We start from the raw sequence: 14,126 nt of genomic DNA, 5'->3' as shown, positions 1-14,126 counted from the left end.
CTTTGGGTCTGTCAGCGTTTCTTCGCACGCGTCTGGTCGCAGGGCCAGTCCGACAAGGTCGTCAGTCTATTGGGGGCGGTGAATTTCGCGTACGACATCCAGCGCGCCAAGGGTCAGTGTCGTCGATCCGGGGGCCGCTGCATATAGGGTTTCCCAATGCGGGGCGAAGGCGGATTTGAACTGGCGCAAGCCGTCCGCGCCGCTTGCCGCATCAATTGCCAGACGCGCTTTGCGAAAGATCAGCGGCTCGTCGGCCTGTTCACCAAGTGGTACAGCCGCCAATGACAAACGGGTCAGCCCCTGTTCCTTTGCGGCGGCGATGGCGGTGGTGACCAAAGCCTGCATCGTCCCGCCCGGTGCGGATGTGTCGACGCGCATCAGGTCCAGCGCGTGCTCATTCGCATTTGCATGCAGGGTCAGAAAACCAATCAGGCGTCCATGATAATAGGCCAGAAATACCTGCGCGAAGGGCAGGGTGGCAGGGTCCCATACGCCCATGGAAAAGCCGCGCTCTCCTCCGCGCGCCTGCGCCCAACGCGTCGCGATCTGTTCCATTTCACGCAGCGGCAGGCGAGCGCCAGCGTTCTGGACTACAACACCTGCACTGTCTGCATGTCTTAGCTTGCGTCTGAGCTGGCGTTTGTTCGATCCGTCCAGTGTAAAACATTGCGGGTTCAGCCATGCTTCGCGTGCGATAGGCAACACGCACCAGCCCGCGCGCCGCGCGGCGCAAGCGAGCCGTCCGCCAATTTTATACAGAAACGGAGCACGAAAACAGCGACCAGCAAGTGTGCTGAGCTGAGCAAGTGTTGTCTCTAACCGCATGTTCGTGTCGATGGGGTCGGACACCATGATCAGGCTTTGCCCGCAAGCCGAACCTATGGCGAGGGGCGTGCCGTCGCCCGCCTCGATCAAAGATAGTCGGCCATGGCGCAGCAATCCCACCTCGGCGCGTGGTGCTGTGTGAAGGGATAGCGTCAATTTGGTGGGCAATGGATGTTTGGGCAATCTAGACAAACGGAGGTCGCGCTGTGGTTGGGTCGCCCTCTTAAGGACTTTCGGGCCGCGTATGGTCAACAGCGCCGCCATCCCGGCAGGAAGGGCGTAATAGACCGCGCGAAACGCCAGTATGGCCGCAAGAAGCGGTTCCTGCCCGATCTGCGGCAGGGTGGCGAGCAGGGTGATTTCGAACCCGCCCATCCCACCAGGTGTGCCGGAAACCAGGCCAACGCCCAACGCCAGCATATAGGCCGCGATCAGCACGACCAGTGACACCTCGCACCCGTCGGGCAACAGCACCCAAAGGGCGGTCCCGGCGGCAGCCATATCCAGCAAGGCCAACATCAGAAAGGCCAAAACGGCACGCAGCGGTGGCAGGTAAACATGTGACAGGAACTTTGGGCGCAAAACCGATGCAATCGCCATCACGCCCGCCGCGGCCAACACGATCCAAGCGATTCTGGTGGCCAAGCCATCCCATGGCAATGCCACTGAGATGACGACGACAACCATCGCCGTGACGACCGCCCATGCCGTCAGGAACGAAGCCGTAACAATCACGGAAATCCGCGCCGCCTGCGCGAAACTGACATCGGGCAACATCCGCCACCGAACCAAGGCCGACGAGATGACGCCCATACCAACCGTCTGCGATATCGCGATTGCTGTGATTCCCGCTCGTTCGGCCTGCGTATCGGTCACACAGGAGCCCAATAAACGGTGCACCACGCCATCATATCGCCCCAATGCCCAAAACGAGACGGCGGTGAACCCGGCGGCCGCAAACCATTGCCATGGTGCAACGGTTTTCAGTGACGCCTGAATATGGGCGACATCAAGTTGGGCAATCTTGTCCCACATCAGAACAATCAACCCAAACATAAGGATGATGGGCAGTAGCTGACGCAAGGCCGCTTTGCGCAAATTCAGCCCGTTTTCGGCAGGCCATGTCAGGACCTGCGCCATATTTGGGCGCGCGTGCGGACCCCCCTGACCCGTCTGCGATAGCCCGTCCCGATCGGCGAACGGGCTTTGTGCCCGCGGCAGGGGTTTGGAGTTTTCGTTCCCAGTGTTGGTTGGTTTTTGCATCATCACGCCCCATCTTGTCCCGCCACCAGAATTCGGCAAAGACAAGAAGACCGCGTTAACAGATCAATTTTTATGCAATTGGTGCGACCGCAGCATGATATCCGGTGTGAATCGCAAAAGGGCGCAGCCCCGACGGGTGCGCCCTTGATACAATGCCAAGCTAGATCGGCGGCGGCGGTTAGACCTCAGAGATGATCTCGCCTTTGGCGATGGCCAGCAGCTCGGCGCGTTTGGCGCGCACCTCATCGGCACTGACGGTGTTCAGATCGCCCGTGACCTTGCGCACAACGTCTTCGTGCCCGGGCTCTTCGAAATCAGACTTGATGACTTCATGGGCATAGGCGTCCGCCTCGCTTCCGGTCTTTCCCATCTTCTCGGCCGCCCAAAGGCCCAGTTTCTTGTTGGCTCGGGCTTCTGCCTTGAAGATCATCTCTTCATCATGGGCAAATTTGGCCTCAAAAGCGTTTTCGCGATCATCAAAGGTGGTCATGGCGTTCCCTTGTTCATGGACTGGTGCCTTCGGCGGGCCGAATGGCGATGTTCGATACAGATATGCCAACGGCGGGCTGCTATTGCAACTGCGCTAGCGCTCTCAAACACAGGAAATCGTGCCAGATGGGCGATATTCTTGCCCAGCGTCAGGCTTTCACGTATAGGGCGGGCAACGGCGGGAGTCGCGCGGGCAGGGGGCCCGCCCAACGGCTTCGACCCGCACTGACCGACGGAGGTCTTATGGCACGGCGCAAGAAACTCTATGAAGGCAAAGCTAAGATCCTGTACGAAGGGACCGAGCCCGGCACGATCGTGCAGTATTTCAAAGACGATGCGACCGCCTTTAACGCTGAAAAACGGGGTGTGATCGATGGAAAAGGCGTTCTGAACAACCGCCTGTCCGAGTTCTTCATGAAAGGGCTTACGCAGCTTGGTATCCCCAATCATTTCATCAAGCGACTGAACATGCGCGAACAGCTCGTGCGCGCGGCCGAGATCGTGCCACTGGAAGTCATTGTGCGCAATGTCGCGGCTGGCTCGATGGCCAAGCGTATGGGCATGGAAGAAGGCACACCACTGCCGCGCCCAATCGTCGAATTCTCGTACAAAGATGACAGCCTTGGCGACCCGCTGGTGCCGGAAGAATATATCGCCGCGTTCGGCTGGGCCAGTCAGCAGGAAATGGATGAAATCGTTTCGATGGCACTGCGTGTAAACGACTATTTATCGGGCGTCATGTATGGGGTCGGCATCAAACTGGTCGACTTCAAGATCGAGATGGGGCGCGTGTATGAAGGCGATTTTCCGCGCCTGATCGTTGCCGACGAAATCAGCCCCGACAGCTGCCGCTTGTGGGATATGGAAACCGGCCAAAAGCTCGACAAAGACGTGTTTCGCCGTGACCTTGGGGATCTGGCCGATGCCTATACCGAAGTGGCGCGCCGTCTTGGCGTTCTGCCGTCAAACGTGACCCATGCGCCCACCAAACCGACCCTGATCAACTGAGGAATTGCCCCGATGAAAGTACGTGTTGATGTGATGTTGAAAACCGGCGTTCTGGACCCGCAGGGCGAGGCCGTGCGCCACGCGCTTGGCAACCTTGGCTTTAGCGGTGTCGAAGGTGTGCGTCAGGGCAAGGTGATCGAGTTGGACCTGGCCGACGGCACCAAAGAGGCCGACGTCAAAAAGATGTGTGAAAAGCTGCTGGCCAACACGGTCATTGAAAACTACGTGATCGAGGTGCTGTGATGAAGGCCGGTGTAATCGTCTTTCCGGGTTCGAACTGCGACCGCGATCTGGCGGTGGCGTTTGAACGGGCGGGGGCTCAGGTCTCGATGATCTGGCACAAGGAAACCGAGCTGCCGGATGATCTGGATATCGTGGGCATACCGGGCGGGTTTTCCTTCGGAGATTATCTGCGCTGTGGGGCCATCGCGGCGCAGTCGCCGATCACCCGGTCGCTGATCCGTCACACCGAACGCGGCGGTTATGCAATGGGCATTTGCAACGGGTTTCAGGTGCTGACCGAAACCGGCATTTTACCGGGCGCTTTGATGCGCAATGCAAACCTTAAGTTCATCTGTAAACCTATTGAACTAAAAGTCGAAAATACTGATTGCGCTTTTCTGTCCGGCTATAGCCAAGGGCAAGAAATCACTGTTCCGATTGCCCATCATGATGGCAACTACAACGTCACGGATGAAAAGCTGGCCCAGCTGCGCGACGAAGGCCGGATCGCGTTCACCTATTGCGACAATCCCAATGGCTCGACCGGGGATATTGCGGGCGTGATCAGCAAGAACCGCCGCGTGCTTGGCATGATGCCGCACCCGGAACGCTGCGTGGACGACCGTCATGGCGGCACTGACGGCGTGGCGATGTTCCGCTCGTTGGTCGACAGCGTCGTCGCTGCGTGATTGCGAAGCAAGCCCTACGGGCTTATCTTTAGGTGATGGCCAACTACAAGACACGACCAGTCCTGCCCCCGCGCCCCGGGGTAAGTCTTCGCGCGCGCCTCGTCTTGGTGGCGCTGATTTCGCTTGCCGTGTCGGTCGTCTTCTTTTCAAACCGTTGGCTGACCGAACGCTATACCGAAACCACGCGCAACCGCGCCGAGCTTCGGGTGGCGCTGTATTCCGGTAACCTTTTAAGCGAGTTACAGCGAAATTCGGTGGTGCCGCTTTTGCTGTCACGCGATCCTGCCCTGATCAACGCGCTGAATTCGGCGGATTATTCCCAAAGCACCGCGCGCCTCATTTCCTATCGTGACGAGATCGAGGCGGCATCGCTTATGCTGCTGGACGGGGACGGGCGCGCCGTTGCCGCCACCACCCGCGAAGAGCTTGGCTCGCAACACCGCACGAACCCTTATTTCGTTGATGCGTTGCGCAGTTCTGAAACCGTGTTCACCACCGTCCCAACCGAAGCGGGATCCTACGAATTTGCCTATTCTCGCAAGATTGAAGACAGCGATGGCGTGATCGGTGTGATTGTCGTCAACGTGGACCTGCGAAAGTTTGAAAGCAGTTGGTCAGGCATTTCGGATGCGGTGCTGGTCACCAACAGCGAAGGCAACGTAATCCTTGCAACCGAGCCGCGCTGGCGTGGCAAACCCGAAGGCGAGGCACTGGCCACCGTGTCTGCCACCGATGCCATCCGGCGCAGTGTGCGTGATGTCGCGGACTGGTCGGGCTTGCCCTCGGACGTTCTGTTTCTGGGCGAAGCCGTTATGCGCCACGAAAGCCGCGTGCCATTTCAGGGCTGGCGGATCGCCTCTTTCACCTCATACGCGTCGGTGCGTGAAAAGGTGAACGCCGTTCTGGCGCTGGAAATCATGGCCTTCGCGATGCTTTTGTCGCTGCTGTTCTATCTGATCAGCCGCCGCGCCCAGTGGCGCTCGGTCCTGTTTGCGCAGGAATCGGCGGATCTGCGGCAGTTGAACGTCGCGCTGCAACGTGAAATTGCCGAACGCAAACGCGCCGAGGAAAACCTGCAAGTGGCCGAACAGACCTTGGCGCAAAGCTCGAAACTGGCCGCATTGGGAGAGATGTCGGCAGCCGTCAGCCACGAGCTGAACCAGCCGCTTGCCGCGATGAAAACCTATCTCGCAGGCGCGAAACTTTTGTTGCAACGCAAACGTCCAGATGAGGCGATGTCGAGCTTTCAGCGGATCGACGACCTGATTGAACGGATGGGTGCCATCACCCGCCAGTTGAAAAGCTATGCCCGCAAAGGCGGCGACGCGTTCGAGCCGATGGACGTGCGCCAAAGCGTTTCGGCCGCTCTTTCGATGATGGAGCCACAGTTAAAAGTCCGCGAGGTCCGTATAACGCGCAACATTCCGCGCGAACCTGTTATGGTAATAGGTGATCGCTTGCGTCTGGAGCAAGTGTTGATCAACTTGCTGCGTAATGCGCTGGATGCGACAAAAACTGTTGATTTGCCGCAGGTTGATATCATCGTCAGTCGTGGCGATTACGTGTTGATCACAGTGCGCGACAATGGAAACGGGGTTGAAGATCTGGATAACTTGTTCGAGCCCTTCTACACCACCAAAGCGCCGGGTGACGGCGTTGGGCTTGGGTTGGCAATCTCGTCCGGGATCGTCACCGATCTTGGTGGTCGTCTGACGGCCCGTAACGGTCAGGATGGCGGCGCGGTATTCGAGGTCGAATTGCCCGCGCTGGATGAAAAAGAATTGGACGTTGAAGCCGCCGAATAGCGGGGACAATGCTGAAAATGACGCAGGAGGCTGCCATGGCGCAGGCAATGAAGATCGCGATCGTCGATGACGAACAGGACATGAGGCAATCCATTTCCCAATGGTTGTCCTTGTCTGGGTTCGAGACGGAAACCTATCCCTCTGCCGAAGACGCCTTGAAGGTGATCGGGCAAGATTATCCGGGGGTTATCATCTCGGACATTCGGATGCCGGGCATCGATGGTATGGGCTTCTTGAAAAAGCTGATGAGCCTTGATAGCTCGCTTCCCGTGATCATGATCACGGGTCATGGCGATGTGCCGATGGCAGTCGAGGCGATGCGGGTGGGGGCCTATGATTTCCTTGAAAAACCGTTCAACCCGGATCAACTGACCGATCTGGCAAAAAAGGCGACGCATAAACGGCGTATGGCCATGGATGCGCGTGCTTTGCGGCGCGAGTTGTCGGATGGCTCGACCATCATGAAAAAGCTGATCGGGGCGTCGCCGGTTATGTCGCGGCTGCGCGAAGATATTCTGGATATCGGCCAGTCTGATGGCCATGTGCTGATCGAAGGCGAAACCGGCACCGGCAAGACCTTGGTTGCCCATGCGATGCACGCGGTCGGTGCGAAAGCCGGCAAGAAATTCGTCGTGACCACCTGCGCCGGACAGGACGAAGATGACCTGACCCGCCGGCTGTTTGGGCCGATGGAAGATGGCGGCGCGCAGCCTTTGGTCGAAGAAGCCCGCGGTGGCACGTTGGTTCTGGAAGACATCGAAGCGCTTCCGATGGGGCTTCAGGCCCGCCTGTTAACCTGGATGAATGATCAGGGCAGCCCGGCTGAAACCCGTGTCGTCGCGATCTGCAACCTGCAAGAACAGGGCAAGACCTGCGAAGATTGCCTGCGCCCCGATCTGTTCTATCGCCTTGCTGCAATGAAGATCACCCTGCCGCCTCTGCGCCAACGCGGCGAAGATATCTTGATGCTGTTCACAGGCTTTGCGGACCAGTTCGCCGACGAATACGGCTGTGCGGCGCCCACGGTCAGCGCGCAGGAAGCCGCCCAGTTGTTGCAAGCGCCATGGCCCGGCAACATCCGCCAGTTGATCAACATCGCCGAGCGCGCCGTGTTGCAGTCGCGTCGTGGCACCGGCACAATTTCGTCGCTTCTGATGTCCGATCACGACGAGGTGCAGCCGGTCATGACGACCGAGGGCAAACCCCTGAAAGAATACGTGGAAGCGTTCGAGCGGATGCTGATCGACAACACGATGCGCCGCCACAAAGGCTCGATCGTTGGGGTAATGGACGAATTGTGCCTGCCGCGCCGGACCTTGAACGAAAAGATGGCGAAATACGGGCTGCAGCGGTCCGACTACCTTCAATAAGTGATACGGCGTGGCGGAAATATATTCGGCCGCGCCGATCCTTGCTTGATTGGCGGGCGGGGGTCGATTACCCCTAAGTTGTTTACATGTTAAATAACCGGAGGCCGTGATGACCGCACCCGAAAACAAACTCAAACGCGCACTTGCGGCGGGGCAGATGCAGATTGGCCTGTGGCTGAACCTTGCGAGCCCGTCTGCGACCGAGCTTGTCGGCGGTACCGGGTATGACTGGGCGCTGATCGACGGCGAACACGCGCCCTATGATCCGACTGCCATCCAAACACAGCTGCGCGTGCTGGGGCAATTCGACATCTCGCCCATCGTACGCGTGCCCATCGGCGAAGACTGGGTAATCAAACAGGTGATGGACCTTGGCGCACAAAACTTGCTGGTGCCAATGGTCGACACCGGCGCGCACGCCGCGCAGATGGTCGCCGCCACCCGCTATGCCCCTGAAGGCCGCCGGGGCATGGGGGCAGGGGTTGCCCGCGCCGCCCGCTTTGGGCAGATCGACGGCTATCTGGACAACGCCAATGACGAGGTGTGCCTGATTGTACAGGCCGAAACCCGCCTTGCCGTTGAGAACATTGACGAGATTGCGGGCACGGATGGCGTGGATTGCGTGTTCATCGGGCCTGCCGACCTGTCGGCCGACATGGGTCATCGCGGCAACCCCGGCCATGCGGAGGTGAAAGAAGCTATCGCGCACACCGTCGCCCGCATCCGCGCGGCTGGAAAGGCGGCTGGCATCCTGCATTATGACCACGCCGATTTCGCCTATTACGCCAAGCTCGGCGTGACCTTTCTGGGCGTTGGATCGGACGCCACTTTGCTGCGGGTCGCGCTTGGCGACAATCTGCGCGACGCGCGTGCTGCCACCTCCGGCTAAACTACACAATCATCAGCAATAAAGCGGCATCTTTGCGCCCTGCGGCAATGGTGTTGGGCGCTAGGGCTTTTTTTGCGTCTCTACTCGGGTTAAACGAGCGATGAATCGTTCAAGGATCGCCCCATGGCAAAAGCTCCGTATTTTCCACCGCCGCCGCCCATTCCGCCGAAAACACGCATGTTTCAGCGGATGCCGCCTGCGGTGTTCACACCGATCATGGGGGTCTTTGGGCTGGGTCTGGCTTGGCGGCGCGGGGCGGATGCGCTGTCGGCCCCGGCGGCAATCGGGGATATGATCCTTGGCGCTGTGACGCTGCTTTATCTTTTCAGCCTCGCGGCCTACGCCATGAAGCTCATCCAACGACCCGGCACGTTTGTAGATGACTTGCGCGTGCTGCCGGGCCGCGCTGGCCTCGCCGCAATGGTGTTGTCAGGTTATCTGCTGTCCGCGACAATCGAGCCGTTTTCGACCGTTCTGGCCGGGGCGCTGTTGCTGCTGGCCTTTGCGATTCATGTGTTTCTGGCCGCTCGGGTCATCCACCTGCTGATTACCGGCCCCGCCGAGGCGCGGATCGTAACACCCGTCTGGCACTTGCTTTTTGCGGGCTTCGTGCTGATCCCGCTTGCCGCCGTGCCAATAGGGCTGACGAGTTTCGCAACCGCCGCCTTCTGGGGTGGATTTTTCGCAGCCGCGCTTATTTGGGGGGCCAGTGCCGCGCAATTTTTCCGCACCCGCATTCCAGCCCCGCTGCGCCCACTTCTGGGGATCCACCTTGCCCCGGCAAGCGTGCTGGGTACGGGTGCCTATTTCTTGGGTGAGACGCAATTGGCACTGGTCTTTTGTGTCACAGCAATTGTGATCCTGAGCATACTTGTTGGCCGGGTCCGGTGGCTGCTCAAGGCTGGATTCAGTCCCCTTTGGGGCGCGCTCACATTCCCTCTCGCGGCCTTTTCGACATTGATGCAGATGGCGGCGGTGGTCACGGGCAGCGATGTGTTACGGATCGTGGCCGGGCTGAGCCTTGTCGCAGCGACGCTGATCATTTTGCCGATTGCCTATAAGATCGTGCAGATGTGGACCAAGGGCGTTTTGGCGGTGAAAACCAACGCGGCTATCGCCTAAGCGTCAGAATCAAAGGGCGCGAGCGCGGCTTGCGCCTTTTTCGTCAGGCTCGCCCGGATTAGCGCATAGGACCGGTGGATGCGGTGGGTCAACTCGTCCTGGCCCGCGTCAAACGGCATCAACACCCATGAGCGATGGAAATAGGGGGCTTTGCTGCCCACGCCGGCCTCGATTAGCATGGACGCGGTTTCGATATCCGGCGTTTTGACCGATACGCCATCAGTGACGGCTCCCATCGCAGCGAATATCTTGCCGCCCACTTTCCAGATATCATGCCCCGGCCCAAACGGCTCGGACCATTCCGCGCCGGGCAGGGCTTCGCATATCTTGTTCACAGCTTTACGGGTCATAAGACCACGATAACCCGCTTGGCAGGCGCAGGGAAGGGTGCTAGCGTGCAGGCCATGAAACGGAAAAGCATCAACATTATTTGCTGCATTACCTGCTGAGACACTCAGGCGGGCCGTTCTTCTATTCCATACATGTCAGGAACTTGGTAAGCCCGCTCGGGATAATTCTGTGGGAATACCTGTGCGCAGACTTGCGAGGACATTATGACGGACATCAAGCTTTACAACACGATGGCGCGGGAAAAGCAGGTCTTTACCCCGATCGACCCGAAAAACGTCCGCATGTATGTCTGCGGGCCGACCGTCTATGACCGAGCCCATCTGGGCAACGCGCGACCCGTGGTAGTGTTCGATGTGCTCTATCGCCTGCTGCGTCATGTCTATGGCGTGGATCACGTGACTTATGTGCGCAATTTCACCGACGTGGATGACAAGATCAACGCGACCGCGCTTCAGCGCAAGGAAGCGGGGGCCGAGGGCACGTTGGAGGAACTGGTCCACGAACGCTCGGACGAGACCATCGGCTGGTATCTGCAAGACATGGGCGCTCTGGGCGCGCTGGAGCCGGACGAGATGCCCCGCGCGACTGAGTTCATCGGGCCGATGATTGCCATGATCGAGGATTTGATCGACAAGGGCCACGCCTATGAAGCCGAGGGGCATGTGCTGTTCGCGGTCGAAAGCTACAAGAAATACGGACGCCTGTCGGGTCGGTCTGTTGATGACATGATAGCGGGGGCACGTGTCGAGGTGGCGCCTTACAAGCGCAACCCGATGGATTTTGTGCTGTGGAAGCCCTCGACCGATGATCTGCCGGGGTGGGACAGCCCGTGGGGCCGGGGGCGTCCTGGCTGGCATATTGAGTGCTCGGCCATGAGCTATGAATTGTTGGGGGCAACCTTCGACATTCACGGCGGCGGCAACGACCTTCAGTTCCCGCATCATGAAAACGAGATCGCCCAGTCGAAATGCGCCCATCCCGACGCGGGGTTCGCGAATTACTGGCTGCATAACGAGATGTTGCAGGTCGAGGGCAAGAAGATGTCCAAGTCCTTGGGCAACTTCTTCACTGTGCATGATTTGCTGGACCAAGGCGTGCCGGGCGAGGTGATCCGCTTCGTGTTCCTTGGCACGCATTATCGCAAGCCGATGGATTGGACCGAGAAGAAGCGGGCTGAGGCTGAAGCGACGTTGCGCAAGTGGCGTATTTTGACCGATAGTGTCGAGCCAGCGTCTAGCGCGTCGGTCGAGGTGGTGGCAGCATTGGCGGATGATCTGAATACTGCGGGCGCTTTGGCAGAGTTGCACAAGTTGGCTAAGCGAAATGAGCTTCCTCTGTTGCTGGCTTCCGCTAGATTTCTTGGAATTCTGACAGATGAGTTGGGGGGCTGGAATTGGAGAACCCAGGTGATCGTTGGCTCTTCTTTTTCCAGTGAGGACCAGTTTGGTGCCGGTATCTTCTCACATAGTATCGAACTTCCATCCCTTGCTAAAAGATTGCACTACGCCCGCACCGTCGCCATGGAAACCAAGGATTTCTCCACTGTCGATGCGTTGAAATCTATCCTTACCGAAGCTGGCGTGCAGGTTCGTATGTCCAAAGAAGGGGTTGAGCTAGAACCGGGTCCCGACTTCGATGCCTCGAAGCTTGAGGTCCTTAAATGACCGAACGCCTCTACCTCTACGACACCACGTTGCGTGACGGGCAGCAGACCCAAGGTGTGCAGTTCTCTCTGACCGAAAAGCAGCAGATCGCCGAGGCGCTTGATGCGCTGGGGATCGACTATATCGAAGGCGGCTGGCCTGGTGCAAACCCGACCGACAGCGACTTTTTCGCAGCCGCCCCAAAAACCCGCGCGACCTTCACGGCGTTCGGGATGACCAAGCGGGCAGGGCGCTCGGCCGAGAATGACGAGGTGCTGGCGGGCGTGATGAACGCGGGCACACCTGCGGTCTGTCTGGTCGGCAAAAGCCATGATTTCCACGTCACCACCGCGTTGGGGATCGAGTTGGACGAGAATGTGGAGAACATCCGCGCCTCGGTCGCTCATCTGGTCGCGCAGGGGCGCGAGGCGCTGTATGACGCCGAGCATTTCTTTGACGGCTACAAGGCCAATCCGGATTACGCGCTGGACTGCCTGAAAGCCGCTTACGATGCTGGTGCGCGCTGGATCGTCCTGTGTGACACCAATGGCGGCACGTTGCCCCACGAGGTGCTCCAGATCACCAAAGCCGTGATCGCGACGGGCATTCCCGGCGACCATTTGGGCATCCACACCCATGATGACACCGGCAACGCGGTGGCCTGTTCACTGGCCGCCATCGACGCGGGCGCGCGGCAGGTGCAGGGCACGCTGAACGGGCTGGGCGAACGTTGCGGCAACGCCAATCTGACCACGCTGATCCCGGTGCTGTTGTTGAAAGAGCCCTATGCCAGCCAGTTTGAGACCGGCGTCGAACGGGATGCCCTTCAAGGTCTGACCCGCATATCTCGCAAATTGGATGACATCCTGAACCGCGTTCCGAATAAAGCGTCGCCCTTTGTCGGCTCATCAGCCTTTGCGCATAAGGCGGGGTTGCACGCGTCTGCCATTCTGAAAGACCCAACGACCTATGAACACATCCCGCCTGAAACCGTCGGCAACGCCCGTATCGTGCCGATGTCCAATCAAGCGGGGCAGTCGAACCTGCGCGCGCGGCTGGCGGATGCCGGGATCGACGTCGAACCGGGCGATCCGCGTCTGGGGCAAATCCTTGATCGGGTGAAAGAGCGCGAAGATCAGGGTTATGCCTATGACAGCGCGCAAGCCTCGTTCGAGTTGGTTGCGCGCGACGTGCTGGGGCAATTGCCCCGATTTTTCGAGGTAAAGCGCTACAAGGTCACGATCGAGCGGCGCAAGAACAAGCGCAACCAGACCGTCAGCCTGTCCGAGGCTATCGTGGTGGTGAAAATTGGCGATGAAAAGAAGCTGTCCGTGTCCGAAAGCATGGACGCGTCCGGTACCGATCGTGGCCCGGTCAACGCGCTGGCCAAGGCTTTGGCGAAAGACCTTGGACCCTATCAGGATATCATCGACGATCTGCGGCTGGTGGATTTTAAGGTGCGCATCACCCAAGGCGGGACCGAGGCGCAGACACGCGTGATCATCGACAGCGAAGACCGTGACGGCCACCGCTGGTCGACCGTGGGCGTCAGCCCCAACATCGTCGATGCCTCGTTCGAGGCGCTTTTGGACGCGATCACCTGGAAGCTCTTGCGCGACGGAGCCAAGCCCGCATGACCGACACCCCACGTGACCCCATCGCCGCCTGCGCCGAGATGGTCCAGAAAGGCGACCCCGACCGGTTTCTGGCAACCATGACGGGCGACGTGGAGGAACGTAAACGCCTCTTCCCGCTCTATGCCTTCAATCTGGAGATCGCGCGCGCGCCTTACATGTCGCAGGAACCGATGGTCGCGATGATCCGCCTGCAATTCTGGCGCGACGTGATCGAAGCGGCGGTTGAGGGGCGAGAGGCTCCGAAGCACGATGTTGCGACCCCGCTGTCGCAACTGGTGATCTGGGGCGACGTGCGCGCAGCACCTCTTTTGGCGATGCTCGAAGCGCGCGAAGGCGACACGCAGGGCGAGCCGCGCCGCACGACCGACCAGATCCGGGGCTATCTACGTGGCACCTCGGGGGCGTTGATGCTGGCGGCGGCGCAGGCCACAGGGCTGACCGACTTCGAAGGCGATTACGCAAAGGATCAAGCTTTGGAAGGGCTGGGTGAGGCATTGGGCATTGCCAATTGGCTGATGTCCCAACCCGCGCTGAAAGCGGCAGGACGGGGGCATGTCCCGCCTGACGAGGGCACAATTCGCGAACTGTCCGAAACGGGGCTTCAGGCGGTTGAACACGCGCACGCTGTTCTGATCAAGGATGGCAATGCCGCGTTGCGCAGCGCGTGGCGCGCCAAACCAATCTTGCAGCAGGCTCGGAAGTCGCCAACTGCGGTTGCGGACGGCGCTTTGGGCCAGTCCGAATTTGCCCGCCGTGGCGCATTGCTCTGGCGTAGCCTTTCGGGGCAGTGGTAGCTGATCCCCTGCGCGACCT

At 59.5% G+C, this 14,126-nt stretch carries 13 protein-coding genes; 10 read left to right on the top strand and 3 right to left on the bottom strand.

What is annotated here, in order from left to right; translation table 11 throughout:
• Window positions 1–66: 66 nt before the first annotated feature.
• Window positions 67–2,091 (bottom strand): phosphatidylglycerol lysyltransferase domain-containing protein, encoded by a 2,025-nt coding sequence (locus MUY35_RS00800; protein WP_248363073.1) that lies wholly within the window; start codon window positions 2,089–2,091, stop codon window positions 67–69.
• Between the two features lie 175 nt (window positions 2,092–2,266).
• A complete protein-coding gene (locus MUY35_RS00795) occupies window positions 2,267–2,578 on the bottom strand; it encodes a DUF1476 domain-containing protein (RefSeq protein WP_248363071.1) in 312 nt (103 codons plus the stop codon).
• Between the two features lie 242 nt (window positions 2,579–2,820).
• Here MUY35_RS00795 and purC point away from each other — a divergent pair, with 242 nt between their 5' ends.
• From purC to MUY35_RS00760, 7 genes are all read left to right on the top strand, one after another.
• The gene (gene purC, locus MUY35_RS00790; protein WP_248363070.1) at window positions 2,821–3,585 is read left to right on the top strand and encodes a phosphoribosylaminoimidazolesuccinocarboxamide synthase; all 765 of its coding nucleotides are present in this window, start codon (window positions 2,821–2,823) and stop codon (window positions 3,583–3,585) included.
• 12 nt (window positions 3,586–3,597) lie between these two features.
• Window positions 3,598–3,828 (top strand): phosphoribosylformylglycinamidine synthase subunit PurS, encoded by a 231-nt coding sequence (purS, locus tag MUY35_RS00785; protein ID WP_248363068.1) that lies wholly within the window; start codon window positions 3,598–3,600, stop codon window positions 3,826–3,828.
• Complete coding sequence (gene purQ / locus MUY35_RS00780; protein WP_248363066.1) at window positions 3,828–4,496, top strand: phosphoribosylformylglycinamidine synthase subunit PurQ; 669 nt, start codon at window positions 3,828–3,830, stop codon at window positions 4,494–4,496. The genes purS and purQ overlap by 1 nt, the downstream gene beginning before the upstream one ends.
• 35 nt (window positions 4,497–4,531) lie before the next feature.
• Window positions 4,532–6,301 carry an ATP-binding protein gene (locus MUY35_RS00775; RefSeq protein ID WP_248363064.1) on the top strand — a complete coding sequence of 590 codons (1,770 nt, stop codon included), beginning with the start codon at window positions 4,532–4,534 and terminating at the stop codon, window positions 6,299–6,301.
• 35 nt (window positions 6,302–6,336) lie between these two features.
• Window positions 6,337–7,671, top strand: coding sequence for a sigma-54 dependent transcriptional regulator (locus MUY35_RS00770; protein WP_248363062.1), 1,335 nt, complete (start codon window positions 6,337–6,339; stop codon window positions 7,669–7,671).
• 109 nt (window positions 7,672–7,780) lie between these two features.
• On the top strand, window positions 7,781–8,560 hold the full coding sequence (locus MUY35_RS00765; protein WP_248363060.1) for an HpcH/HpaI aldolase/citrate lyase family protein: 780 nt from the start codon (window positions 7,781–7,783) through the stop codon (window positions 8,558–8,560).
• A gap of 123 nt (window positions 8,561–8,683) precedes the next feature.
• Window positions 8,684–9,682: a tellurium resistance protein gene (locus tag MUY35_RS00760; RefSeq protein ID WP_248363058.1), complete on the top strand. Its 999-nt coding sequence runs from the start codon at window positions 8,684–8,686 to the stop codon at window positions 9,680–9,682.
• Here the strand turns inward: MUY35_RS00760 and MUY35_RS00755 are convergent.
• Complete coding sequence (locus tag MUY35_RS00755; RefSeq protein WP_248363057.1) at window positions 9,679–10,032, bottom strand: MmcQ/YjbR family DNA-binding protein; 354 nt, start codon at window positions 10,030–10,032, stop codon at window positions 9,679–9,681. The genes MUY35_RS00760 and MUY35_RS00755 overlap by 4 nt on opposite strands.
• A gap of 204 nt (window positions 10,033–10,236) precedes the next feature.
• Here MUY35_RS00755 and cysS point away from each other — a divergent pair, with 204 nt between their 5' ends.
• The 3 genes from cysS to MUY35_RS00740 are packed head-to-tail and all read left to right on the top strand — an operon-like array spanning window position 10,237 to window position 14,107.
• Entirely contained in the window at window positions 10,237–11,697 is a 1,461-nt protein-coding gene (gene cysS / locus MUY35_RS00750) for a cysteine--tRNA ligase (protein ID WP_248363055.1), read from the top strand.
• Complete coding sequence (cimA, locus tag MUY35_RS00745; protein ID WP_248363053.1) at window positions 11,694–13,313, top strand: citramalate synthase; 1,620 nt, start codon at window positions 11,694–11,696, stop codon at window positions 13,311–13,313. Before cysS ends, cimA begins: the two co-directional genes overlap by 4 nt.
• The gene (locus MUY35_RS00740) at window positions 13,310–14,107 is read left to right on the top strand and encodes a squalene/phytoene synthase family protein (protein ID WP_248363051.1); all 798 of its coding nucleotides are present in this window, start codon (window positions 13,310–13,312) and stop codon (window positions 14,105–14,107) included. The genes cimA and MUY35_RS00740 overlap by 4 nt, the downstream gene beginning before the upstream one ends.
• The last annotated feature ends 19 nt before the right edge of the window (window positions 14,108–14,126 follow it).

It is taken from the genome of Aliiroseovarius sp. S1339, assembly GCF_023195695.1.
Lineage (GTDB): Bacteria > Pseudomonadota > Alphaproteobacteria > Rhodobacterales > Rhodobacteraceae > Aliiroseovarius.
The sequence above is the reverse complement of the archived record's forward strand: the minus strand, read 5'-3'. Positions and strand labels throughout refer to the sequence as shown.

Coding starts and splice junctions, on each gene's coding strand:
- MUY35_RS00755 (WP_248363057.1), bottom strand. CDS start 10,032: ATGACCCGTAAAGCTGTGAACAAGATATGCGAAGCCCTGCCCGGCGCG.
- MUY35_RS00795 (WP_248363071.1), bottom strand. CDS start 2,578: ATGACCACCTTTGATGATCGCGAAAACGCTTTTGAGGCCAAATTTGCC.
- MUY35_RS00765 (WP_248363060.1), top strand. CDS start 7,781: ATGACCGCACCCGAAAACAAACTCAAACGCGCACTTGCGGCGGGGCAG.
- purC (WP_248363070.1), top strand. CDS start 2,821: ATGGCACGGCGCAAGAAACTCTATGAAGGCAAAGCTAAGATCCTGTAC.
- purS (WP_248363068.1), top strand. CDS start 3,598: ATGAAAGTACGTGTTGATGTGATGTTGAAAACCGGCGTTCTGGACCCG.
- MUY35_RS00740 (WP_248363051.1), top strand. CDS start 13,310: ATGACCGACACCCCACGTGACCCCATCGCCGCCTGCGCCGAGATGGTC.
- cimA (WP_248363053.1), top strand. CDS start 11,694: ATGACCGAACGCCTCTACCTCTACGACACCACGTTGCGTGACGGGCAG.
- MUY35_RS00760 (WP_248363058.1), top strand. CDS start 8,684: ATGGCAAAAGCTCCGTATTTTCCACCGCCGCCGCCCATTCCGCCGAAA.
- cysS (WP_248363055.1), top strand. CDS start 10,237: ATGACGGACATCAAGCTTTACAACACGATGGCGCGGGAAAAGCAGGTC.
- purQ (WP_248363066.1), top strand. CDS start 3,828: ATGAAGGCCGGTGTAATCGTCTTTCCGGGTTCGAACTGCGACCGCGAT.
- MUY35_RS00800 (WP_248363073.1), bottom strand. CDS start 2,091: ATGATGCAAAAACCAACCAACACTGGGAACGAAAACTCCAAACCCCTG.
- MUY35_RS00775 (WP_248363064.1), top strand. CDS start 4,532: ATGGCCAACTACAAGACACGACCAGTCCTGCCCCCGCGCCCCGGGGTA.
- MUY35_RS00770 (WP_248363062.1), top strand. CDS start 6,337: ATGGCGCAGGCAATGAAGATCGCGATCGTCGATGACGAACAGGACATG.